Source organism: Butyrivibrio sp. FCS014 (genome assembly GCF_000526935.1).
GTDB lineage: Bacteria > Bacillota > Clostridia > Lachnospirales > Lachnospiraceae > Butyrivibrio.
In genome coordinates this window covers 437,276-461,423 of record NZ_JAHA01000006.1, presented here as the reverse complement: position 1 = coordinate 461,423, position 24,148 = coordinate 437,276, and the positions used below count along the sequence as shown (strand labels likewise).

19 protein-coding genes are annotated in these 24,148 nt (G+C 47.5%); 2 read left to right on the top strand and 17 right to left on the bottom strand.

What is annotated here, in order from left to right; all coding sequences use genetic code 11:
- Positions 1–18: 18 nt before the first annotated feature.
- The 14 genes from T456_RS0105855 to T456_RS0105790 all read right to left on the bottom strand — a co-directional run bounded on the left by T456_RS0105855 (position 19) and on the right by T456_RS0105790 (position 16,435).
- Positions 19–858, bottom strand: a complete 840-nt coding sequence (locus T456_RS0105855) for a hypothetical protein (protein WP_024865347.1) — start codon at positions 856–858, stop codon at positions 19–21.
- Positions 851–1,543 carry an RNA polymerase sigma factor gene (locus T456_RS19280; protein WP_024865346.1) on the bottom strand — a complete coding sequence of 231 codons (693 nt, stop codon included), beginning with the start codon at positions 1,541–1,543 and terminating at the stop codon, positions 851–853. The genes T456_RS0105855 and T456_RS19280 overlap by 8 nt, the downstream gene beginning before the upstream one ends.
- A 63-nt stretch (positions 1,544–1,606) precedes the next feature.
- Positions 1,607–3,367 (bottom strand): vWA domain-containing protein, encoded by a 1,761-nt coding sequence (locus tag T456_RS0105845; protein WP_024865345.1) that lies wholly within the window; start codon positions 3,365–3,367, stop codon positions 1,607–1,609.
- A gap of 658 nt (positions 3,368–4,025) precedes the next feature.
- Positions 4,026–5,678: a nucleoside kinase gene (locus tag T456_RS0105840; RefSeq protein WP_024865344.1), complete on the bottom strand. Its 1,653-nt coding sequence runs from the start codon at positions 5,676–5,678 to the stop codon at positions 4,026–4,028.
- A gap of 28 nt (positions 5,679–5,706) precedes the next feature.
- On the bottom strand, positions 5,707–6,570 hold the full coding sequence (locus tag T456_RS21105) for a class I SAM-dependent methyltransferase (protein ID WP_024865343.1): 864 nt from the start codon (positions 6,568–6,570) through the stop codon (positions 5,707–5,709).
- A gap of 6 nt (positions 6,571–6,576) precedes the next feature.
- Positions 6,577–8,190, bottom strand: coding sequence for an RNA polymerase sigma factor RpoD (gene rpoD / locus T456_RS19270; RefSeq protein ID WP_024865342.1), 1,614 nt, complete (start codon positions 8,188–8,190; stop codon positions 6,577–6,579).
- A 34-nt stretch (positions 8,191–8,224) separates the two neighbouring features.
- Positions 8,225–10,003, bottom strand: coding sequence for a DNA primase (dnaG, locus tag T456_RS0105825; protein ID WP_024865341.1), 1,779 nt, complete (start codon positions 10,001–10,003; stop codon positions 8,225–8,227).
- Positions 10,004–10,051: 48 nt separating this feature from the next.
- Positions 10,052–11,062: a deoxyguanosinetriphosphate triphosphohydrolase gene (locus T456_RS0105820; RefSeq protein ID WP_024865340.1), complete on the bottom strand. Its 1,011-nt coding sequence runs from the start codon at positions 11,060–11,062 to the stop codon at positions 10,052–10,054.
- 226 nt (positions 11,063–11,288) lie between these two features.
- The gene (locus tag T456_RS0105815; protein ID WP_024865339.1) at positions 11,289–11,600 is read right to left on the bottom strand and encodes a hypothetical protein; all 312 of its coding nucleotides are present in this window, start codon (positions 11,598–11,600) and stop codon (positions 11,289–11,291) included.
- 14 nt (positions 11,601–11,614) lie between these two features.
- Positions 11,615–12,070 carry a hypothetical protein gene (locus T456_RS0105810; protein WP_024865338.1) on the bottom strand — a complete coding sequence of 152 codons (456 nt, stop codon included), beginning with the start codon at positions 12,068–12,070 and terminating at the stop codon, positions 11,615–11,617.
- A gap of 91 nt (positions 12,071–12,161) precedes the next feature.
- Positions 12,162–12,983, bottom strand: coding sequence for a YhfC family intramembrane metalloprotease (locus T456_RS0105805; protein WP_024865337.1), 822 nt, complete (start codon positions 12,981–12,983; stop codon positions 12,162–12,164).
- 30 nt (positions 12,984–13,013) lie between these two features.
- Positions 13,014–13,211 carry a PTS ascorbate transporter subunit IIC gene (locus T456_RS0105800; protein WP_024865336.1) on the bottom strand — a complete coding sequence of 66 codons (198 nt, stop codon included), beginning with the start codon at positions 13,209–13,211 and terminating at the stop codon, positions 13,014–13,016.
- Complete coding sequence (locus T456_RS0105795) at positions 13,211–14,239, bottom strand: SPFH domain-containing protein (RefSeq protein ID WP_024865335.1); 1,029 nt, start codon at positions 14,237–14,239, stop codon at positions 13,211–13,213. The genes T456_RS0105800 and T456_RS0105795 overlap by 1 nt, the downstream gene beginning before the upstream one ends.
- A gap of 306 nt (positions 14,240–14,545) precedes the next feature.
- The gene (locus T456_RS0105790) at positions 14,546–16,435 is read right to left on the bottom strand and encodes a diguanylate cyclase domain-containing protein (protein ID WP_024865334.1); all 1,890 of its coding nucleotides are present in this window, start codon (positions 16,433–16,435) and stop codon (positions 14,546–14,548) included.
- A 200-nt stretch (positions 16,436–16,635) separates the two neighbouring features.
- Here T456_RS0105790 and T456_RS0105785 point away from each other — a divergent pair, with 200 nt between their 5' ends.
- Positions 16,636–18,480: an alpha-amylase family protein gene (locus T456_RS0105785; protein WP_024865333.1), complete on the top strand. Its 1,845-nt coding sequence runs from the start codon at positions 16,636–16,638 to the stop codon at positions 18,478–18,480.
- Positions 18,481–18,599: 119 nt separating this feature from the next.
- Positions 18,600–19,640: a CapA family protein gene (locus tag T456_RS0105780; protein WP_051464974.1), complete on the top strand. Its 1,041-nt coding sequence runs from the start codon at positions 18,600–18,602 to the stop codon at positions 19,638–19,640.
- 532 nt (positions 19,641–20,172) lie between these two features.
- Here the strand turns inward: T456_RS0105780 and T456_RS0105775 are convergent.
- The 3 genes from T456_RS0105775 to T456_RS0105765 all read right to left on the bottom strand — a co-directional run bounded on the left by T456_RS0105775 (position 20,173) and on the right by T456_RS0105765 (position 24,102).
- Positions 20,173–20,817 carry a class I SAM-dependent methyltransferase gene (locus T456_RS0105775; RefSeq protein WP_024865331.1) on the bottom strand — a complete coding sequence of 215 codons (645 nt, stop codon included), beginning with the start codon at positions 20,815–20,817 and terminating at the stop codon, positions 20,173–20,175.
- Between the two features lie 96 nt (positions 20,818–20,913).
- On the bottom strand, positions 20,914–23,223 hold the full coding sequence (locus tag T456_RS22350; RefSeq protein WP_024865330.1) for a hypothetical protein: 2,310 nt from the start codon (positions 23,221–23,223) through the stop codon (positions 20,914–20,916).
- A gap of 12 nt (positions 23,224–23,235) precedes the next feature.
- Entirely contained in the window at positions 23,236–24,102 is an 867-nt protein-coding gene (locus T456_RS0105765) for a GNAT family N-acetyltransferase (protein WP_024865329.1), read from the bottom strand.
- Positions 24,103–24,148 lie beyond the last annotated feature (46 nt).

The following is a 24,148-nucleotide window of genomic DNA, read 5'->3' as shown; positions in this document are numbered from 1 at the left end:
CCATTGAAAATCGCCAGATCACTTGAACCAACTCTTTATCGCTTCAAACAGATTTCTAAAGAATGTGGCAATCCTGCTAAAGAGGCTCGGCTTAGGCGCAGCTGTTTCCACAGGGGATGCCATGGGCCCCGGCTCTGCCACAGCTTCTGTCTTGTCGGTGCTATCCTGCGCGGTTACGCCTTCCGTATTGGCAGCATTCTCCGGCGCTGTTACGCCTTCCGACTCTGACGCAGTTGTATCGGTCTCCGAGGAAGGCTTCATTCCATCAAGCTGTATTGATTCGCCCTTGGCGCCACCCACTTCTGATGGTGCTGTACCGGTGGTTTTATCACCCTTTGCAGCTTCTTCTGCCCTTGGTCCCTCTTCTGCTGCTTCCTGCACAGCCGCATTGGTTTCCACCTGTAATGCAGTATCTGCAGGTGACTTTTCTGCCATCTCTGCCTCTGCTTCCGCCGGGGCTTCTTCCATCTCTGCTTCCGCTGCGGTCTCTGTCGCTATCGGTGCTTCAGCCTCATAAACCGCGCTCTCTGAATCGGCCATGGGCGCAGTTGTGGCACTTTCATTGGCCCTATGGTGCGGAATAACATTGAGGATAAGGAAGGTGCTCAGGATGAATACAAGAAGTCCTGCCGCCATTGGCATATACTTCCTGAATTCGAATTTGCGGATCTTACCGGGAGCATCTTCGCCGGCTGAAGTTTTATCCTCCGCTTCTGCATTCGGTTTGGTCTTCGTCTCAAAATCCCCTGATACTGCAGTTTCTTCTGTCTTCAGCTCTTTTTCTATATTCTGAAGGATCCTGGACTTCATCTCATCCGTGACTTCAATTTTGTTCATAATATCCTGATACTTACTCAAAGTCGTAGGCCTCCTTCAATATTTCTTTTAACTTATCTCTGCCCCTCTTAAGGTCCGAGCGAACAGTGGACTCATTTCTTTTAAGGATCTTTGCTATCTCTAAAGTACTGTAACCCTCCTGATAAAAAAGATGTATAACCTCCCGGAACTTCTCGGGAAGCTGCTTGACCGCCTCCCAGACAAAGGCAAGGTCCCGGTCTTCCTCTCCCACCAGTTCCTCTGCAAGCTCATCGGTCTTTCTAAGCTCGTTGTATTTGATCTTGTTCTTGGCCAGGTTCGCAGCCACGGTAAGGAGCCACGCCTTCTCGTGGTCACTGCCTGTAAATGCAGGAGCTTTCCTTATGTACTGGACCAGCGTATCCTGAAGGATGTCCTCCGCATCGCTCATGTTGTGAAGATACATATAAGCCGTACGCAGAATGCTGTTCCCGTAGTCATCAAGAATGGCGCCCGCTCTGGCAGCCCTGTCCTGAGAAGAGATGCCTTCTTCGCCTTCAGCTCCAAGGGCCTCCTGCAGCCTGGTGGCAAAGCTGTAAATTCCAAGACCATTTGCGACTTTGGCGGCAACGCTGTAAAGCCCCAGGGCATTTGCAGCTCTTGCCGCAAACTTCAAGGCTCCCTCGGCCATGATCTCAAGAGTCCGCCAAATCCTGTATTCATTTAGTCTTAAGACCAATTCGCTCATCTAAATCTCCCGGGAAAAGAGCTGTCTTTTTTGACCAAGTTCCCGGAAGATAGTATATCAGTATCAGCTTCTCTTTTCCACCATTCTGACCAGGTTGTAGAACTCGTCCTTGTAGTCATCGGTGTTGTCCAGCTTCTTGTAGGCCTTCATGATGTCGCTGTAGGTGATGTCGCCTGTGTAGTCGCTGTCGCCTATAAGCATTGCGAACTCGGAAACAAGGCTTGCAAATGCCAGGTTCTCTCCTGCCTGCTCATTGAAGAACTCTTCGTCAACCACGTAGGTAAGAAGATTTGACTTATCCTCATCGGGCTCCTTGTAGCGAATCTTGATCGTTGCGTAGTCGTCACTGTCGCTGTTTGCAGCGGTCTGATACTTAAGATCTATGGCTGATTTGCTGCCTGCGGGGATGATCTCATAAAGTGCAACCACGGTGTGGCCTGCGCCGATCTCGCCGCCGTCCTTGGCGTCATTGTTGAAATCCACTGCATCCATCTGTCTGTTCTCGTAGCCAATGAGTCTGTAGGCGTTTACTGTTGCGGGGTTGAACTCCACCTGGAACTTGACGTCCTTGGCAACTGTAACAAGGGTTGAGCTCATTTCATCCACAAGAACCTTCCTGGCCTCTGTCATGGAATCAATGTAGGAATAGTTGCCGTTGCCGCAGTCCGCCAGCCTCTCAAGCTTGTCGTCCTTGTAGTTTCCTGTTCCGAAGCCAAGAACTGAGAGGTAGATGCCGCTGTCTTTTTTCTCGCTGATGAAATCCTCAAGGTCGTCGGGATCTGAAATGCCCACGTTAAGGTCACCGTCTGTTGCCATGATAACTCTGTTGTTGCCGCCCTCGATGAAGTTCTCGGCAGCGATCTCATAGGCCATCTGCATGCCTCTTTCACCGGCTGTTGAGCCGCCTGCGGAAAGCCTGCTTATTGCATTTTTGATGGCGCGCTTGTTGGACATCTTCTCGCCTGAAAGAACAACCTCTTCCCTGCTTGCATAGGTAACTATGGAAACTGTGCCGTCCCCGGGAAGATTGTCCACCAGCTCTTTAAATGCTTTCTGCAAAAGAGGCAGCTTATCCTCGGAAGTCATTGACCCCGATACGTCGATGAGGAATACAAGATTGCTCTTGGGCATGTCGCCGTCAAACTTATCTTCTGCCTTTAATCCCACGAACATAAGCTGGTGATCTTTGTTCCAGAGGCAGGTTGAAACTTCTGTGGTAACTCCGAATTTCTCGCCTCTTTTAGGAGAATTGAGATCATAGGAAAAATAGTTGATGAATTCCTCGGGACGAACCGCCTCTGGATCGATCCTGTCTGCGCCGTAGCCGCTCTCGATCATCCTGCGTATGTTGGCGTAGGATGCGGTGTCAACATCTGCTGCGAAAGTTGAAAGGGGCTGCACCTGTGATAAGAAGAATCCGTTCTCCTCGGGCTTGTCGTAGGATTCATTATTATATGGAACCGGACAATAGGAATCATCCCAGTAATCTTCATAGATATAGCAGCCTTCTGCTGTTGCAGCGCTGTTCTTGTTGGATGAAAAGAACCCTGTAACAGCGTCCGCCGTTGAAGTACGGCCTGTTTCCTGAGGCGCCATGGGAGCAGCCTCCACGGGATACTCGGCTTCCGTGTACTCTGCCTCGCTGCCTGAATCATAAGTATCGGTAGCTATTGTGGTTTCAGTTGTTGTGGTGGTTGTGGTTGTGGTCTGCGTGGTTGTGGTCGCAGTATCTGATGTGGTCACCGAATTGCCGCATCCTGCCAGTGATGAAGCCATGATTGCGGCTCCTGTTAAGATTGATACATACCTGAACTGCTTTTTCATAATTTTTTCCCTCCGTTCATACAGCTTGTTTTTTGCTGTTCTACACTGTACACAATCGGGGGAAGGGAAATGTTGCAAAGATTTGAAAAAAATTTTTATTGGGAAAAGTGCCGCTTGTTTTAATTTTTTACATTTGTGTTGATAATAATCATGTTGTATTGATAATAATCATGGCTGGTATAGACTGATTCACAGATTGCGTAATTGGATATATGCTGCGAACTTACAGGATTTCGATGATTTTGGCAAGGCGTTTCCGACGCATTTGTCTGTTATGGGGCTTTGCGTCGGTAGTATTTGCGAAATAATGTACAGAATTCACAGAAAGCAAACGCTATCCTGATAATCAGGTGCTCAAACATGTCATTTATCGATATATCGTCAAGTTTTTGGGCTATTTTACCGACTCAACCAGCTTATATAATGCTTTGCGTCGGAGAAGGCTCAATTCACATGCCCCTCATCCTGCAGCGTCGGAGAGGGCTCAATTCACATGCCCCTCATCCTGCAGCGTCCAAGCACTTCCAATGCTAGGAAAACCACAATTCACGTTTGTACAATAATCAGTAATGAAAAAAGAGCCGTAGCTTTAAGGATTTTCATCCCAAAACTACAGCTCTTCTATGAATTTACAAATACATACTTCACCGCGGACGGTTTACACCTTGAAGCAGCTGCCGCCCACGAACTCCCTGCAGATGGAGTTTCTGGGGAGGAAGGAGCTGTCTACGCTTACGAAGTAATCAAGGAATTTAAGAAGTCTCTTGGCTTCGTAGTACTCCGGTTCGCCCTTGCCGATGTTGAAAAGAAGCGGCTCAGCGTACTGCTTGATAACTGCAAGCTCGTAGATCTGTGCGGAGTTGAACATCTCGTCGGCTTCCTCCTGGAAGGGGAAGATGTTGGCTTCCTCGCCGGCTCTTACAGAGCCCCACATGCTGATGGTCTTCTTGGCTGAAGCACCTCTCGTCCTTGCGTCTCTTACCATTCTTCGAAGGAGACGTCCATCGGTGGTGGCTATTCTGTTGTGATCATCGATACTAAGGGTTGTAAGGCAACTGATATATATCTTGAACTTGGACTCGGAAGGAAGAGCATAGCTCATCTTCTCGTTAAGTCCATGGATACCTTCGATGACGAGGACATCGTTCTGTCCAAGCTGCATGAAGTTTCCGTTCATCTCACGCTTGCCGGTAATAAAGTTAAATTCCGGAAGCTCTACTCTCTCTCCGTTTAAAAGCCTCTTCATATCCTTGTTGAACTGCTCAACATCCAGAGCTTCAAGGCACTCGAAGTTGTAGCTTCCGTCCTCGTTAAGAGGAGTGTCCTCTCTGTTGACGAAATAATTGTCAAGGCTTATGGGATGGGGCACAAGGCCGTAGGTCCGAAGCTGGATTGAAAGTCTGTTGGCAAAACTGGTCTTACCGGAAGAACTGGGACCTGCGATCATTACGAACTTAACATCTATCCGCTTAAAGATATGGCGTGCGATGTCTGCGATCCTGCTCTCCTGAAGGGCTTCCTGCACCAGAATCATCTCGTTGATCCTGCCCTCGCAGATCATGTTGTTAAGGTCACCCACATTGGAGATCCCCATCATGCTTCCCCAGTCACTAGCCAGCATCATGGTCTCGAAAAGCTTCTCCCTGGGCTCGGATACTATGAGCTGCTCCGGTGCCCTTCTGGTGGGCAGTGTCAGCATGATGCCGTCGTGGTACTTGTCGATCCTGAACTGCTCGATATATGAGGTGTTGGGAAGCATATACCCGTAGAAATAATCGTAGAGGTCACCTAATTTGTAGATGTTGATCTCTGAACTTCTGCGGTATTTAAGAAGAGCCACCTTGTCGGTCATGCCCTGCTTTTTGAAAATCTCAATGGCTTCATCAAGAGGATATACCTTCTTGGTAATGGGAAGCGCCTCGTCCACAAGTTCCCTGAATCTGACAGAGAACTTTTCCACCAGCTCATCGGTTACCTCCACACCATGAAGTGTGCAGAAGTATCCGTTTCCGATGGTGAATTCAACCCTGATCTTGGACTGGTTTTTCTCACCGAGAACGTCCCTTACCGCTTTGATAAGTACCATAACCGCTGTCCTGGCCATGGTCTTGTGGCCGATGTTGTCCTGAAAGGTGATAAAAGACAGCGTGCCGTCCTTCTTAACTGTCTTCATAAGCTCACGGATCTTGCCGTTATAGATGACCGCAGCGATCCTGTGAGGATAATCCTTCTGATATTCCTTGGCGATCTCCTCGAAGGTAGTCGCCTTCTCATATTCTTTCTCTACTCCGTTTATAGTAACTATAGGCATATGATTTCCTCTCTTTGCGGAAAAGTTGTCAAAACATCTTAAGAAGCAGATCTATATCCTCCGCTTCCTGTCTTACTTCATTGTACCTGTCACTATGACTTTGTTTATCAAGGCTCTTCATAATAGAGCCGCAAACCTGCTTTCCATGCAAAAGAAACTGCTCAAGAAGCGGGTCTTTCTTTATAATATTGATCTCTCCGTATCGGTTGCAGATCCTTTCAAGATCCCTTTCATCGCTGATATCAAGAGCCTTTGCAACTTCTGCCGGCCCCGGCATATCCATAAGTCTTAGAGGCGACCTTCCAATGGCCTTGCCAACACGGTCATCCTCCAGAACCTTAACCTTAATCGGGAAATAGTACTTGCCCTCATCAAGGACAATATTCTCATCGACAATGATAAGATTGTTGTCCCTTAAGTATTGTCTGAACTCGTCTATATCGGACTGTGGCTGAAGAACGGCACATTTTATCCCAAGATTCATAAGAGACTTCTTCTCAAGGATACTGATCATCAGCTTTCCGCCCATGCCGGCGATCACCAGAGCATCTGCTTCTCCCGGTTCAAGCCTTTCCAGTCCGTCGGAGAGTCTTGTCTCTATACACCCGGAAAGGTCAAAAGCCTGAACATTTCCTGTTGCCATAGCCAGGGGGCCGCTTCGAACATCCATAGCCAGTGCATTTGCGGCAATACCGCTCTGCACCAGATAAATGGACACATAGCCGTGGTCACAGCCAACATCCGCAACCCGCCTGAATGTTTCGTTCTCTCCACCAAGCATATCCGCCACGGTAAGAAGCCTTTTAGACATCCTGTCGGCAATGCCGGCCCCGGAATCTGTCCGGGACATCCTGTCGGTCACCTGGCTTAATATGTTATCCTGTTTATCCATATATTATCAGTCCAGATAATCTTTGAGCTTGCGGCTGCGGCTGGGATGACGGAGCTTCCTTAAAGCCTTTGCCTCGATCTGACGGATACGCTCACGGGTTACGTTGAACTCTTTTCCTACTTCCTCAAGGGTCCTTGCTCTTCCGTCATCAAGACCGAATCTCAAGCGAAGAACCTTCTGCTCACGCTCTGTCAGAGTGTCAAGAACCTCAACCAGCTGCTCCTTAAGGAGTGTGAATGCTGCTGCATCTGCAGGAACGGGCACATTGTCGTCCTGGATGAAATCACCAAGATGGCTGTCTTCCTCTTCACCGATAGGTGTCTCAAGGGATACGGGCTCCTGGGAAATCTTTAAGATCTCACGAACACGCTCAACAGGCAGGTTCATCTCCTTTGCAACTTCCTCGGGAAGGGGCTCACGTCCCAGTTCCTGAAGGAGCTGACGGCTTACACGGATGAGCTTGTTGATGGTCTCAACCATATGTACAGGGATACGGATAGTTCTGGCCTGATCTGCGATAGCTCTTGTGATGGCCTGTCTAATCCACCATGTAGCGTAGGTGGAGAACTTGAATCCCTTTCTGAAATCGAACTTCTCAACAGCCTTGATAAGTCCGAGGTTTCCTTCCTGGATAAGGTCAAGGAAGAGCATTCCTCTTCCAACATATCTCTTGGCAATACTTACAACAAGACGAAGGTTTGCCTCAGCAAGACGCTTCTTGGCCTCATCACCTTCGTAGATGGCCATGTTCAGCTCTTTCTTCTCAGCCTCTGTAAGCTTGTTCTTGCCCTCGTCCTCTGCCAGCTTCTTCTCGGCATCAAGACCTGCTTCCATTGCCTGGGCAAGGTCAATCTCCTGCTCTGCGGTAAGAAGCGGAACCTTACCGATCTCCTTGAGGTACATTCTTACGGGATCCTCAATGCTGATTCCGTCGGGAACGGAAAGGTCGATATTCTCCATATCAACCTCATCCTCCTCGGAGAGTACCATATCGTCATCATCGGGAATATCATCATCTGTATCGGATACTCTGAGTACATCGATACCGCTGTTCTCGATCACCTCAAGAACACCGTCCAGCTGTTCTTCGTTAAGGTTCATGTCTGCGAAGAAGTCGCTGATCTCGGAGTACTCAAGCATGTTTTTCTTTTTCTTGGCAAGGGCAAGGATGTCCTTGAGTTTCTGGCTGACAAGCTCCTGAGTTGCCTCATCAACCTCGTTTGCAGCCTCTGCATCTTTTGCCTTGGGAGCTGTCTCTTCAGCAGCCTTTTTGGAAGTCTTCCTAGCCTTGGGAGCTGCTTCTTCTGAAGCCTCTGCCTTCTTGGATTTCTTTGGAACCTTAACCTCTTCGGTCTCCTTTGCAGCCTTTGCTGCGGTTTCCTTCTTGGCAGGAGCTTTCTTTGCTGCCTTTTCTGCAGTCTCCTTCTTGGCGGAAGCTGCCTTCTTAGCAGGCTCTTTGGCCTCTTCCTTGGCAGGCTTGGTCTCCTTCTTGGCGGTTTCCTTCTTGGCTGGAGCCTTCTTAGCTGCCTTCTCTGCAGTCTCCTTCTTGGCTGCGGTCTTGGCAGCGGTTGCCTTTGTCTTCTTCTCTGTCTCTTTTGCTGTATCCTTCTTAGTTGCCATGTTTTTCATTCCTTTTCTATAGATTTTTTCATAATCAGTCGTCGGGAGAAATCGGCGTATGCGCCAGATTCTCAAGGTCCTTCTTGCCCTGAATGGTCTTCATAAGGTATTCAGGGTCGTCAGGCTTAAGTGTTTTCTTGAGCCGCTCGTATCCGGCCTGTCTGACACCGTAGATGATGTCGTGAAAAGCCTTCTTCCTCTGTTCGGGAGTTTCGATATCCACCAGATTGGTATTGAACATTTCGGCCACCTGCCGATGTTCCTCTTCATCCTCGAATTTGTCCAGAACAGCTGCCGGAGAAAAGCTTCCGCTCTCCAATCCGGAAAAGAGCTCTCTTGCAACGCTTCTGTATAGATCATCTGAGAAATCCTCAGGCGTTACCCATTTTTTAACCTTGGAAAAGATCTGTGGCTCATCCGTAAGCCAGGTGAGGAGGAGCCTCTGGTTCTTCCTGACACCGTCCTCGGGATCTTTCTTAGGCTGTATGCCGGACAAGGGTCTTGTGGCCGGCTTTATAAGGCCTCCCATGGAAGCATATTCCGCAACCTGCTTCTTGAGGTTCTCCAAAGGGATGTTGTACCTTGCGGCCGTAGCCTCGATGTAGCTGTCCCTCTCAAAGGCATCCTGTATCTCGCTGAGTTTCCGGGCAAGGCCTCTGTAGAACTCGGTCTTGGATTCGGGATCCGACATGTCATGCCGGGATTCCATGATCCTGGCTTCAAAGAAGAAGGGCCTCTCAGCGTTCCTGATGCGCTTTTCGAATTCCTCTTTGCCAAGGTTCTTGATGAACTCATCCGGGTCCTTGTGGGGCCGAAGGTCCAATACCTTGCACTTAAGATCGACCTCCTTGAGGTTCTCAATTCCACGCAAAGCCGCCTTGGTTCCGGGCTCATCGCTGTCGTAGGCAAGGATGACTTCGCCGGTATAGCGCTTAAGTATCATGGCCTGTTCAGCGGTAAAGGCCGTTCCCAGCGAAGCAACAGCCATATCGTACCCCGCCTGGTGCATGGCGATAACATCCATGTAGCCCTCGCAGAGTATCATGTAGCCGGCCTTGGAATTCTTGGCTATGTTAAGGCCGAAAAGATTCCTTCTCTTGTTGAAGATAGGCGTCTCGGGAGAATTAAGATACTTGGGCTCTCCCGTTCCCATGACTCTTCCGCCGAATCCTATGACCTTCTGGGAAGCATCCTGAATCGGGAACATGACTCTGTTCCAGAACTTGTCATGGGTTCCCCGCTTGTCATCGTGGGAGGCAAGTCCCGCCTCGATGATAAGAGCGTCCGAATATCCCTTGGACCTTAAATGCCTTACAAGCTCGTCGGAACTCATGGAGGCAAAGCCAAGGCCAAAACGCTTCATGGTCTCATCCGTCAGCTGCCTTCCCTTGAAATACTCCATGCCCTTGGCGCCCCTCTGGCTCCTTAGGTTGTGATAGTAATAGGTGGCAGCTTCCTTATTAATTTCAAAAAGTAACTGTCTTTTGTTTCTGTCTTCCCTGGCACCGGCGGAATTGTCCTCCTCCGGGAGCTGAATGCCCGCTCTTTCTGCAAGAGCCTGCACCGCTTCAGGGAAAGTCAGGCTGTCATATTGCATAAGGAAGGTGAACACGTTTCCTCCCGCCCCGCAGCCAAAGCAATGGAACATCTGCTTGGACTGGGATACGGAGAACGACCCCGACTTCTCGTTGTGGAAGGGGCAAAGCCCGAAGTAGTTGGCCCCCTTTTTCTCAAGATGCACGTACTGTCCCACAACGTCCAGGATGTCGTTTCGTGATCGCACTTCTTCTATGATGTCATCCGAATAGCGCAATTTATTTTCCCCATTTCGTTGTTAATAAATATATGTAATGATCCCCCGTTACAAAACCGTCCAGGAACGCGGTATATAGACCTCCTCAAACACCGCCACCGCGTATCTGTCAGTCATTGAGCTGACGTAGTCGCACACGATCCTCTCCTTCGAGGACTCGCCCCTGTTCATAAGGTCCTTAAGATAATTGGGAAGGCTATCCACATGATCAAGGTAATATCCGTAAAGGATCTTGATCATCTCCTCAACCTTGCCCTCCTGGCCCTTGGCTATGGGGTTTGTATAAACTCTCTCAAACATGAAGGAACGAAGCTTGTGGAAAGCATCGTACACCTCGTCGGACATTCTGATGTCATCGGTATCCATGCTGGTTGCGATGATGTCATGGATAAAGGTGTCAAGCCACTCTCCGTTGGTGTGACCGATGACCCTGGAAAGATCCTCGGGAACGTCCTTCTCCGTGATGATGCCGCCTCTTATGGCGTCGTCCATGTCGTGATGCATGTAGGCAATCTTGTCGGAGAGCCTTACTACCTTGCCTTCAAGGGTTCCCGGCATAAGATTCATCTCGTGATTCAATATGCCGTCCCTCACCTCCCAGGTAAGATTAAGGCCACGGCCGTAGTTCTCAAGCTTCTCTACGATCCTGCGGCTCTGCTCGTTGTGCCGAAATCCCTCGGGACAAACGGCGTTAAGCGCCCTCTCCCCGGCATGGCCGAAGGGTGTGTGACCAAGATCGTGCCCCAGTGCAATGGCCTCAGCCAGATCCTCATTCAGCAAAAGAGCCTTCGCTATAGTCCTGGCGTTCTGGGAAACCTCCAGTGTATGAGTCATACGTGTCCTGTAATGGTCACCGTCAGGGGACAAAAAGACCTGGGTCTTGTCCTTGAGCCTTCTAAAGGATTTGGAATATAGGATCCTGTCGCGGTCTCTCTGGAAACAAGGCCTTATGTCGCAAGCCTCTTCTTCTTTTTCTCTTCCCCTGGAATTCATGCTGAGAGTAGCATGTTTACTTAAGATTCTGGTTTCTCTCTCTTCGAGTTGTTCGCGGATTTTCAATGTCGTCTTCTTTCTTATAGTTGCGGCTAAATCAGACACAAACTCGAAAATGTAAACATTTTCTCGTTCGTGTAGCTCGCCATATAATCACAACCGCATTCGCATGCAAGCATGCATGCACTTGTGATTTCATGGCTCTGCTTTAGCACGCAAAAGGTCCCATACCGTAATTATTCGACATGGGACCTTAATTTCCTTTTTTTATTTTCCTTTTTTTAGTAAAAAATTACAGCGACCACATATCTATCCTGGTCTCGTACTGGTCGTTGATCCACTTAATGGCTTCTGCAAAGCCCTCATCGGAGATCTCGAAGGTCTTACTGGTCATCAGTGCCTTGTCAGTGGCTGCATATGAATAGGGTTCCGGCCAGACGGTTGCCATAAGTGTTGCGGGCTTCCTCTCCTCGGCCTTAACGAAAACCACGTTCTCAAGGGGTTCTCTTGCCAGTCTGTAGCGCATTCCCTTGTGGCTTCCAAAGTAGGCTTCTCCGTATTCATAGTGCTTGAGATTAAAAAAACTTGAAGGTTCTATTTCCATATAAACTGTTCGCTTTACCTGAATCTATTGAAAAAATTAGCCATGGGACCCACTGTGTCCTGAAGGTCTGCAATAGCTTTGTTGAGGCCTTCGTAATCAACATTGGACATGTTGTCCACCGCATCCGCAAGAGGAACCGCGTTGTCCTCGATGACCTTATTGACATTCTGGCTTGTATTGGTAACATCCGAAACCATTATATCTATCTCGTGGAGAGAATCGATAGCCACCTCTGCAACCTGGCTGACATTCTGAACAGCAACCACAACCTTTGGAATAACGTTAACTCCTACGATTATCAGTGTTATAACAAGAATGAGCACGGCTGAGGAACTGATTCTCTGCCATATAAGTTCTCTTTTGGTCATGTCCCGGATCTCAGTAAGCATATCAACTACTTCATGATCGCTTGCAGGCTGTATTGCCGCTTCCTCTGCAGCAATAACAACTTCGTTATTATTTGTATCCATAACTTATCTCCGTGAAAAAACTCTTAGTTATCAGAGACATTATACACTATTTTTTCAATTTTTAAACATCAAAATTGAGACTTTATTTCATTTACATTTCTACCGGCTCAGCCGCTGTATCTTTTTCCCTGTTCCATATAATGCGTGCAAAAACAGCGAATATGACCACAATTATAAAGATAACGATCTCGGTCACAATCTCTGCATGTGCCATTTCTGACCTGTAGATCATGACTGTAGCGAAATCAAGCAGGGCGTGAAGCAGTATCGCAACAGGGTAAAGGATCGTCTTGCCTTTTTTAACTGCAAACCAAACCAGAACCGAGAAGGAAAGGTGAGCGATCACAGCAGATACTCTCTCAATCATTCCAAGAAGGAAGGTGGCGGGAGCAATCGCTGCCAGGGCATCGATCTGGGTCTGAAGGGTTGCGGCCGCCTCAGCAGGGGCATTGGCCGTAAGTAGGGATAATGCACCGGTGTTTGCCATAACCGAAAGATATATGTTGCCGATCATGGTAATGCCAAGAACCACAATGACCTCAAATCCGCCATGGCCGGCGCCATACATAAGGGCATTGATATCTTTTCCCCTGTACTTCTTCAGAACAGTCTTAAAGGCCACAAATCTTCCGGTCTCTTCGAAAAGACCCGCCATAAGACCGCCGTACAGTGCATACAGAGCTACGTTATTGATTATCACCTCTCCTACAGGGGACATATTCAGAACCACCTGATGGACTAGCGACTCAATGATAAATGCAAAAAGAAGCATCACTGCGCATCCGATGAAAAATGGAGGGATGTCGGCGCCTTTTTTCCTGTAATAAATAAAAAGTCCAACAGGAAGCAGGATGGAAAAAACCACTGCTAAAACCATCACGGCTATGGATAATGAACTTATTGTCTGGATCATACCTTTCTCCTTCGGGATATCTTTTCCCAATTATTTAATGTCAAATTCCGGAGACTCATCAAGAGTCTCCGAAACATATTTGCCGTCCTTTTTCCTCTGCTTGACGCATTCCGTCAGCAGGTATTCGATCTGTCCGTTCACTGAGCGAAAGTCATCTTCTGCCCAGGCAGCGATGGCATTGTATAACTTCTCGTTCAGGCGAAGAGGAACCTGTTTCTTCTCTGCCATCAGTAAAGACTTCCTGAATTAACTATGGGCTGTGCGTCGTGGTTGCCGCAAAGGACTACGAGGAGGTTTGAAACCATGGCTGCCTTGCGCTCCTCATCCAGCTGCACCAGCTCTTTTTCATTAAGGCGTTCCAGGGCAAGTTCTACCATGCCTACGGCGCCGTCAACGATGAGCTTTCTGGCATCGACTACTGCTGCGGCCTGCTGTCTCTGGAGCATTGCTGCTGCGATCTCCGGAGCATAGGCAAGATATGTGATCCTTGCATCAACGATCTCGATACCTGCGTCTGATACCTTGTTCTGAATCTCTTCCATGATGCGGTTTGCAACAAGCTCTGTTGAGCCGCGAAGGCTGCCGTCATCGGCCTGTCCGTCGCCTGTGGTGTCAACGTTCTCCGTTACGTCGTAAGGATAGAGCTTAACTACGTTTCTGACTGCGGTATCGCACTGGAGTGAAAGGTATTCCTTGTAGTTATCTACTGAGAACACTGCCTTTGCAGTATCTGTAACCTTCCACATAACGGCAACTGCAATCTCTACGGGATTACCAAGGATATCGTTAACCTTCTGCTTGCTGTTGCTGAGAGTCATGACCTTAAGGGAGATCTTCTTGTTCTTCATGGAAGAAGTATCAATTGCTACGTTTCCTCCGCCTGTAAGGGCTGTTGCGAACTTGCTCTTGCCGTTGTCTGTGATGTCACCGCTCTGTCCGAGCTTGGTGTCTGCTGCGGGGTTAACTGCGATGCAGAAGGGATTCACAAAGAAGAATCCGTCGCCCTTTAAGGTTCCCACATATTTACCAAACAGTGTAAGAACAAGTGCTTCGCCGGGCTTAAGGACCTTAAGTCCAAGATATAATACCCAGCCTACACAAACGTAGATGATTGCAACTGTGAAGATGATTGATCCTACAGGGCCCTCTGATGATCCTCCGTAGATCAGAAGTGCTATTGCAACAATATATGATACTGTGATCAGTATAAGTGCTGCCATTCCGTTCTTGTGTCCGCGCATTTCTTTCTCTTTAATGTTCTCGTTCATGACAATTACCTCCGTTGTTTGTCTATGAAAATCTTTTGTTTATCTATTTGATATCATTATGATATCACCTTGGTATAAAAAGTCAACATCCCATTTTGGCAAATTAGAGGAAGGTAATCGGTCGCGGGTGGCGAGGGCAAAACACCGCCGCATCGCCCCATCTCAGACAAATGCGGCGGACTCACCTTTTCGAAATCATCGAAATCTTGTAAGTCCGCCGCAAATATCCCTTATATTCAATTATACAACCTGCAGATCAGTCTGCGCCCGCCATGATTAGTATGCCCCCACCGCTCACTTTCGGCTATTCTTGAGCCTTTTGTCTTCGTACATGGCATCGTCGGCTTCCTTTATAAGCTGCTCAATGTTCAGCCTGTCATCTATCAGCGCCATGGCGCTTCCGACACTGGCGGTTATCACATAGTCTTTATCCGCCACATCCGGTCTTCCGGCAAGATAGGCCGCTACGCGGTCTCTGAAGGTATCCGCTGAAAGATAGATTGGATTCTCAGTGATCATCGCGCAGGCGAATTCGTCACCTCCGTATCTGGCACTGATGCCGTTTCGGGAAGCCACGTGGTGGATAGCCTCCGCCATGCACTGGATCGCAAAATCGCCGTCCGCATGGCCGAAATCGTCGTTTATACGCTTAAGTCCGTCCATATCTATGGAAAAGACGGTCAGATACATTCCTCTGCTGGGCGCCATGGTTATGAGGCGCTCCAGTTCTCCGAAAAATCCCCTCCTGTTAAAGATTCCCGTCAGGTAATCCTTAAGGGACGCCTCCGCTATCTCCCTGTGCATGCGGATCAGATTCCTGTTGGCCGCAACGATATTGATGGCGGAAGAAATGAACATGCCAAATTCCTCGCACCTTCTGACATCCCGGTCATTGGTATCCTCCGCACCCTCCACCATATAACCGAAAATCCTGTTTCCGGAATGAAGGAGCTTAACGATCATTACATGTATATTGCCGCTTTCTATGAAGCTCTCGAAATCAGGGAAAAAGACATCCTCATTGTAGGGCTGTCCGATTCCCGTTGCCTCGCCATCCCTGTAGCAGAAAAACGGAGTGTACTTCCCGGGACCAAGATCCTCTATCTCATCCCGAAGAAGATCCGAATAAACCGCAGCAAACTGGAAATCCCTCTTCCAGAGCCACAGCGTCTCCTCTATGGATTTGGACAAATCCGTCAAAGTCTCAAGGATCGCCGCCTGGGAAAACAGCGAGTTAACGCTGGTAACCGCCCAGTTCACATCGTCATAATATTCAGAGAGGTTCTTGATATTCTCCGAAGAAAGAGTATCCCAGGACCTGTTACATCCGCAGGAGCCCCTTAGCCTCAGAAGGAAATCCACCTTGTCATGGCCCTCCGCCAGGGGATTACCCTCGTTATATTTAATCATTTCAATTATCTGATAAGCCTCTTTCATGTAATCAGGGGCAACCGTGGAGATTGAAGGCTGCTTGAAAAGGCACTTGTTAACTCCGTCAAAGCCTGTAACGATCACATCTTCCGGCACCTTGTAGCCAAGTTTCTGAAGCTCGTCGCTGACCGCAATTGCCATGTTGTCATTGGCGCAGACTATCGCCTCCGGCACATCTCCGTCCTCAAGGAACTTCCTGGTGGCTGCCCTTGCGGGCCTGTCCCAGAAATCGCCATAGCCGATTCTCTTTTCCTCAATGGGAATCCCGTTTTCCTGAAGGACCGTCTTATAGGCTTCTATCCTGGTCTCGGAGAAATGATCTCCCCTAAGGCCCGCCATCATATTGACTTTGCGGCATCCGTGAAACTCCACCACGTGGCGGACCATTTCCTCAAAGCCGTTTTTATAGCGCATGGAAATATTAAGACAGCCTTCAGTGTTGCGCTCCATGGCGACAATGGGAATGCCCTTCTCCCTGGCCAAATTCTTGAAAGCTTCTATAAGATAGTCGTTCTTGATGAACTCAAGGTGCATGATTATAGCTTTAAGGTCAAGCAAACCAGCCATCTGAATCAGCTTCATCTCACAGTTGTTCCTGTCCTGATCACTGAAAGTGGTCTCGGAAAACCCAAAGACGATCATCAGATAGCCGTTTTTTCTACACTGCTGCTCCATCGCACGGATGAAATAGCAGTTCTTCTCTTCATCGATCATTCCGCCCATGAAGGCGATAATCTTTTTCGACCTGCTCATATTCAACACCAAAGTATGAATCTCTTTGTTTTAGAATACTACAGCGACGTACGTATTTGTATTGGATAAAATGAATTTTTATACTAATTTTAGATAATTTGGCTTTTCAAAATGAAACTCCCCCGACACCTTAATTTTTGATAAAATAATAGTGGCAATATTTGCTTAAATTTATTTTGTCACCACGGAGGATTATTGATTTGAGGAAAAGAACCGACGATTTCGATGAACGTCTTGCAAAATATCAGGACGAGCTGAAGTGGCTCTACAATGAGCTTTACTATAACGACGAGCAGGCATATCAGTATTTTCTGTCCATGTTAAAAGACTTCTATGACAAAAGAAGCAGTGCCCTTAAGAAATGGGATGCGGAAAAAGAGGCTGATCCCGACTGGTACAAGGGTGGCAACCTGCTTGGTATGCTGATGTATACCAACTGCTTTGGCGGCACCTTGAAGGGTGTGGAGGAGCACCTTGATTATATTGAAGAGGCAGGAGTGAACTATCTCCATCTCATGCCCCTTTTGGAGAGCCCAAAAGAGCGCAGCGACGGCGGCTATGCCGTTTCCGATTTCAGGACTGTACAGCCTCAGCTTGGAACCATGAAGGACCTCTCTCATCTTTCCGCAAAATGCCGTGAGCGAGGCATCAGCCTGTGTCTTGACTTTGTAATGAATCACACCAGCGAGGATCATGAGTGGGCAAAACGCGCCAGAAGAGGCGAGAAGGAATTCCAGGACAGATACTTCTTCTTTGATGACTGGAACGAGCCCAATGACTACGAAGAGACGGTACCCCAGGTATTTCCCCAGACTGCTCCCGGTAACTTTACCTGGTGCAGTGAGGCAGGCAAAGTTGTAATGACCACCTTCTATTCATATCAATGGGATCTTAATTATAGGAATCCCACGGTTTTCAATGACATGACCGCAAACATGCTCTATCTGTGCAATCAGGGCGTTGGGATAATCAGACTTGATGCGGTGCCTTACATCTGGAAGACCATTGGCACCAGCTGCCGTAATCTTCCACAGGTCCACACCCTTGTAAGAATGATGCATATAGCAGCGAAGATTGTCTGCCCGGGCACTCTTTTCCTGGGAGAGGTTGTAATGGAGCCCTCCAAGGTCGTTCCCTATTTCGGAACCCTGGAAAAGCCTGAATGTCAGATGCTCTACAACGTCACCACCATGGCCAGCACCTGGCACACGGTTGCGGTTAAAGATGTAAGACTTTTAAAGCACCAGATGGGAATCCTGTTCTCACTGCCAAAGCAGTATATCTTCCTTAATTACCTGCGCTGCCATGATGATATCGGCTGGGGCCTTGACTACGATTTCCTCCGGCAGTTCGGTGTAAGACAGGTTGAGCACAAGAAGTACCTAAACTCCTATCTTACCGGTTCCATGTACGAGTCCTCCTCAAGAGGAGAGCTCTACAACGACGATCCGGCCCTTGGCGATGCCAGACTTTGCGGTACCACCGCTTCACTTTGCGGTATCGAGGCCGCCGAGTATGAGCAGGATATGAATAAGCAGGCCTGGGCCATTAAGCTTGATATCATGCTCCACGCCTTTCTCCTGACCCAAAGCGGAATCCCGGTCCTCTACAGCGGCGACGAGATCGGCCAGCTCAATGATTACGGATATCACAACGATCCCGTAAAGGCCGGTGACAGCAGGTACCTCCACAGGGGAGACTTTGACTGGGATAGCGCAGCCCTTCGGAAAAAGAAAGGTACCAGGCAGCAACAGCTCTTTTCCGCAATAGGAAAGCTCTCAAAGATCAGACGGGAACATAAGGTATTTAACAGCGCCGCTGATGCCTGGATCATAGAAACCTACAATGACCATGTCCTTGGTATCGGCAGATACTATGGCGGTGAGAAGTTCATAGGTCTTTTCAACTTCGGAGACTACGATGAGCTCGCCCACATCAATGAGGAGGGCAATTACAAGAATCTCCTGACAAGAAGACTGTTTACCGCCAAGAACGTGACCGTTCCGGCCCACGACTTTTTGTGGCTTGCCTATACAATGCGATAAACTAAAATACGATGCGAGCAAGAATAAAGCCCATAATACCGGCACTTATTTTCATACTTCTTTTTTGTTTCGCCCAAAAGACTGCTCTGGCAAGCGAACCGGAGACGGTCTCCTTAGTCATGGTTGGAGATATTCTTCTCCACACTCCCATAGAGGAAGTTTGTGTCGATGAAGATGGAAACTACAACTTCGATACGATCTTTTCAAAGACAAGGACCCTGATCGGCGATGCGGATCTTGCCCTTGTGAACCAGGAAGTGATCATCGGTGGAAAAGAGCTGGGAATATCCGGTTATCCGGCATTTAACGCCCCTTATGAGATAGGCGATGCCCTGGCAAAGGCCGGCTTTGACGTTGTGTGCCACGCCACCAATCACGCCCTTGATAAGGGGAAAAGAGGCATCACAAACAGCCTTGATTACTGGAGTGCGAATCACCCTGAGATCGCAGTTCTTGGGATCAACAAGGATGAAGCTCAGAAAAACACCGTGGACATCATCACTAAAAACGGCATCAGGATCGCAATCCTTAATTACACCTACGGAACCAACGGGATTCCGGCACCCAAGGATATGCCCTATGCAGTGGATATGCTAGATGAAACAAAGGTGAAAAGTGACCTTGAATTTGCCGAGGCAAATGCTGACTTTACCATAGTGTGCCCTCACTGGGGAACAGAGTACAATCTCGGGATCGATTCTTCCCAGAAGAAATGGACAAAGATATTAAGAGAAGGCGGAGCAGACCTGGTGCTTGGCACCCACCCTCATGTTATAGAGCCAATTGAATTTATAGAAGACGATAAGCCGGGATGCAGCAACAACCATGGCGGCGGAGACATGCTTGTGTACTATTCTCTTGGAAACTTCGTAAACTGGACTTCCGGCACGGGAAGAGGTGTTTCCAACCGGATGGTGGGCGGCATGGCCGGGGTAACCCTTGAGAAAAGAGCCGGCGGCGAAGTGGTCATATCCGATTACGGCGTAAGGGCCCTGGTGTGCCATGTGACCCACGCCCCCGGCGGCGTATGTGTTTATCCTTTAAGCAGATATCCCCAAAGCCTTTCTTTGGAAAATGCCATCCGGGAACAGGACAGCTCTTTTTCCAAGGAAAAATGCGTCGAGCTGTGCGATAAAGTCTGGGGCAGCTTCTGGAAATGACAATCCATCCGGATGTATGTGCCTGAATGTATCTTTTGCAGCTTCTGCGGCACATTTTTATTAAGCTAATAAGGCCAATCATGAGGCTGATATCAAAAAGTATGCCGCATTCTTTTTATGGTTCCATTTTAGGCACATGATTCTTGCAACACATGTGCTTATCTCTTGGGAAAATCTCTTTCTCGGCACATAGGAGAAGACATTTGGCCGCTTCCCCTGTGCCTAAATCTACCATTCGAAGCTTCCGGGGCACATTTTTATTAAGCTAATGAGGCTGATCATGAGGCTAATATTAAAAAAGTGTGCCGCATTCTTTTTATGGTTCCATTTTAGGCACATGATTCTTGTAACATGTGTGCTTAACTCTTTGGATAATCCCTTTATTGGCACACAGGAGAAGACATTTGGCTGCTTCCCCTGTGCCTAAACATGCCATTTAAAACTTCTTAGGCACACCACAGGCTTTTACAAGTCCTGGAATATATCAAGTAAACTCATTATTTTCGATCATCCTCTAATTGTCCGAACTTCCTCACTTTTCCAGGATCACAGCGTATTCCCGCTCCCCCTTCTTTGCCCGGTGGATTATCGTATAGTCTTTAAGAAGTTCATCTATTCTCTCCGGATTGTAGGGGCGAAAGAGCATTCCGTTCCTGCCCTCACCTGTGTACAGCAGCGTTCCGTCATCCAGCGTGACATGGACTTCATTAAGGTCTTCCTCTTCAGGAATATCAAATGAGAGCCAGATCAGGCCTCCGGATCTTGTGATTCGAAACAGCTCCGCCAGGGCTTTCTTCGCGTCCTCAAGTGTCAGATGATCCAATACCGCATGAGCTATCACTCCGTCAAAAGAGCTATCGGCATATCCGGTAGCAAGAATGCTTGCCACCTTGACGTTTGATGGATCGATTCCGTATTTTTCAAGTGCATTTATCGTAAGCTTTACGGCTGTTTCCGAAATGTCAAAGCTGTGAACACTAAAACCGTTTGACGCAAAGGCCAGTGAATATGCTCCGAAGCCGCATGCGGCGTCACAGACTTTCGCTATATCATGCTCCTTGAAGATTTCAATTTCCCTGCTTTTTAATTGGTAATAGCCTTCAAGGTATCCATACAATTCGACCGGATCTTCCTCATTCCAGCTGCTTTCCCAAAAAGCATCATAATCATGCTTCATCCAATAGTCCTCATGTAGGGATACTTCACCCGGGGATTTCGCCCGGACGTATTAAGTGAGTCAGGACGAAATACCCGGTGTTTTTAATGACTCGTTTTATTTAAATAGATTTTTATCCTCTTTGCCAAGTACCGGAATAAAGAGCGTTGTTATCATATCTTTGGGCAAATTATATCGGTCCAGAATCTTTTTCGCCAAATCATTTGCATTTTTCTTGGCATCAAGCTTAAACACCGTTGCAAAACTATCTATAACTTTTATACAGAACTTTTCTTTACTCTTTTGTTCTTCATTGTCTTCAAAAGTATTATAGTTCTCTTGTACATTTATAAGCTTGTCCCAATCTTCAACCAGAATCTTAAATGCCTCAATATCGGCATCTTTATTCTTGACCGAATGCTGTGTGACCATTACTCCCGCCTTAATCCTACGCATTATAGTTTCATCAGGGAAATTATTAATTAATGTTGTCCTCTTAGCTTTATAATCGCCCTTTAATTCAATTTTCTTTGATTCTGCTTTCTTCGCCTCTTCCTTCTTACGCGCTTCTTCCTTCTTACGCTCTTCTTCTTTCTTGCGTTCTTCTTCCTTCTTGCGTTCCTCTTCCTTCTTGCGCTCTTCTTCCTTCTTGCGCTCTTCTTCCTTCTTACGCTCTTCTTCTTTCTTGCGCTCTTCTTCCTTCTTACGCTCTTCTTCTTTCTTGCGCTCTTCTTCCTTCTTGCGCTCTTCTTCTTTCTTGCGCTCTTCTTCCTTCTTACGCTCTTCTTCTTTCTTGCGCTCTTCTTCCTTCTTGCGCTCTTCTTCCTTCTTACGCTCTTCTTTCTTGCGTTCTTCTTCCTTCTTGCGTTCCTCTTCCTTCTTGCGCTCTTCTTCCTTCTTACGCTCTTCTTCTTTCTTGCGCTCTTCTTCCTTCTTACGCTCTTCTTCTTTCTTGCGCTCTTCTTCCTTCTTACGCTTTTCTTCTTTCTTGCGCTCTTCTTCCTTCTTACGCTCTTCTTCTTTCTTGCGCTCTTCTTCCTTTATGCGCTCTTCTTCCTTCTTGCTCTCTTCTTCCTTTATGCGCTCTTCTTCCTGTTTGTTCTCTTCCTGCTTATTCTCTTCCTGCTTAAATTCCTCTTTCTTTTCTTCTTCCTTCTTTATCTCTACCTTTTCTTCTTTCTTCTCTTCCTGTTTGATATTCTCCTGCTTTATTTCTTCCTTCTTTTCTTCTTCCTTCTTAATTTCTTCTTCCTTCTTAATCTCTACTTTCTTCTCTTCCTGCTTGACGTTCTCCTGTTTTACTTCCTCTTTCTTCTCATCAAGCAACACACCGCCGGAAACATCTTGGACGTTCAGCTTTTTTTGTGCATCACCCAATAATATTTTCCTTGCAGCCTCAACATAAGTAAACTTATAGCTCTTATACCCAACCATTGCCATATTCTGGCGTTCCTTAGCATCCTCAGTGGTTTCAGGCGTAATCTTTTTAATCGCCTGAGTTCCCTCCATCTTAACGCCATGTTCAATCCCTACCTGAGTTATTACCGTCTGGATGCTTGCTGCCATAAGTTTCTTCGCCTGAAGCATCTTGAGCACAGGTTTGGGCAGATTATCAAAGAATGGCTTAAGCCACTCCTTATCTTGCAGATTAGTAAGATAAGTTGCTTTCGACATTTCTACCAGATCCTCAGGATGATCCTGCAGATAATGGTAGTTGGCCTGACCGATAGACAGCTTACAATTCAAAACATCCCTTACCAGATCACGAAGATATGGCTTAACTTGCTCAATATCGTGACTCATAAAGGCTTTGATCATTTTTGAATTGTACTCATATGCAGCCTTTCCTTCAGGACCGACAGGTTTCCCTTTGCTATCCTTTTGATATCGCTTGCACATAGAAGCTACAGATCTGCCATCTATAAACTCGTCTTTATGAAATTCTTCGTTCTTTCCCATCTTCTGGGTGATCGCAACAACTTCCTTATTGCCAAAATCAAATTTCTCTTTTGACCTTTCCACTACACGAAGGCCAATATAATCCAAAAGATGGTTTTCCCTGTACTCAGGTGTTTTCCTAACCTTCTTTGCCCTGAAGGTATCCTTGATCCTCTGTACCCAGCCCCAGAACCCCTTATTTACAGGCTTAAATTCCTGCATAGGTTCTCCGCCTGCAGCATCTTCCGCCTGAGCGCGATTCAGTATGCGCTGAGATTCCTTAACCGCAAGTTCGGACATCTCCTCATTGAAGATCTCATCCTTGGTCATTCCTTCGTGCAAAAAGTCTTCAACGCTTGAGTGAACGTGCACGTTAAGCTCTCTGTCTTCCTTTTCACGCTCTTTCTGTATCATCTGCTGCTGGCGCTGCTTTTCCCGCTCTTTTTCCAGCCTTATGGCGCCAAAGTTTTCCTCAAAAAAATCGCCCATGCTGTAACCTCCTTATATCAGCATATACTCGTAACTGTGCGACAGATTCTTGGCTCCGGGAAGCATCTGTGAAAGCACCTCCCCAAGCTCATAGCTTGCTGCAGGGATGTAAATCGTCATGGATTTTGAGTGTTTGTTCCTGCATGCGGCATCCGTAAAAGCACATAGCAGTTCCGTCAGAAGGTCCATATCATTGTCTTCATAGTACAAAGCAGATATGGTAAACATGCCTCCCATGGAGTCGTCAGCCACCAGGTAGCCAACTATTTCTTTTCCCTCTCTAAGAAGGATTGAGCACTCCGAGAAAATATCGGGAGATCTAAAGCCGTCTTCCGGTCTTTCCAGAACATTGGTTGCCGCGAAGGTTTCCAGCTCTGTAAGCTCGGCATCTGAGAGTTTGGAAAAAGAAACAGCTCCGGAACTGAAACGCCCGTTCTTAACCGGATCGGAATCCATTATTCCCTTCAGGTTGGTCTCATAAATCCCTAATACGCTATTGCTTTTTGTAAATCCATCATATTTTCCCAAAAATCTGTCAAGTGTCCTGTCTTCCATGATCATTGATACGAAATCGACAGTAACTATGGCAATCTGTTCGGGAAGGACAGAAATCAGTGTATCCATCATAAGGGTTGCTGCGCCTTGCCTCCGATAGTCAGGTGCAACATAAAGCGAGAGGATATCAAATATTGATTCATCTATGACCTGACCGCAGACAACTGCGATTGCAGTTTTTCCGGAAGTAACGCCCAGCGCAAGAATGGGCTCGCCCTTTTCCAGGCGCGATCTTACTTCGGGAAGTATCAGGGATCCGAAAGCTCCCACTTCTCCCGGTGCTATATATCCTATCTTAAATTCTGATGCAATCTCTTTTCCCATGTTCTAACCACCTTCTCCTTGTTGTACGCGTTTATTTGCAACAGAT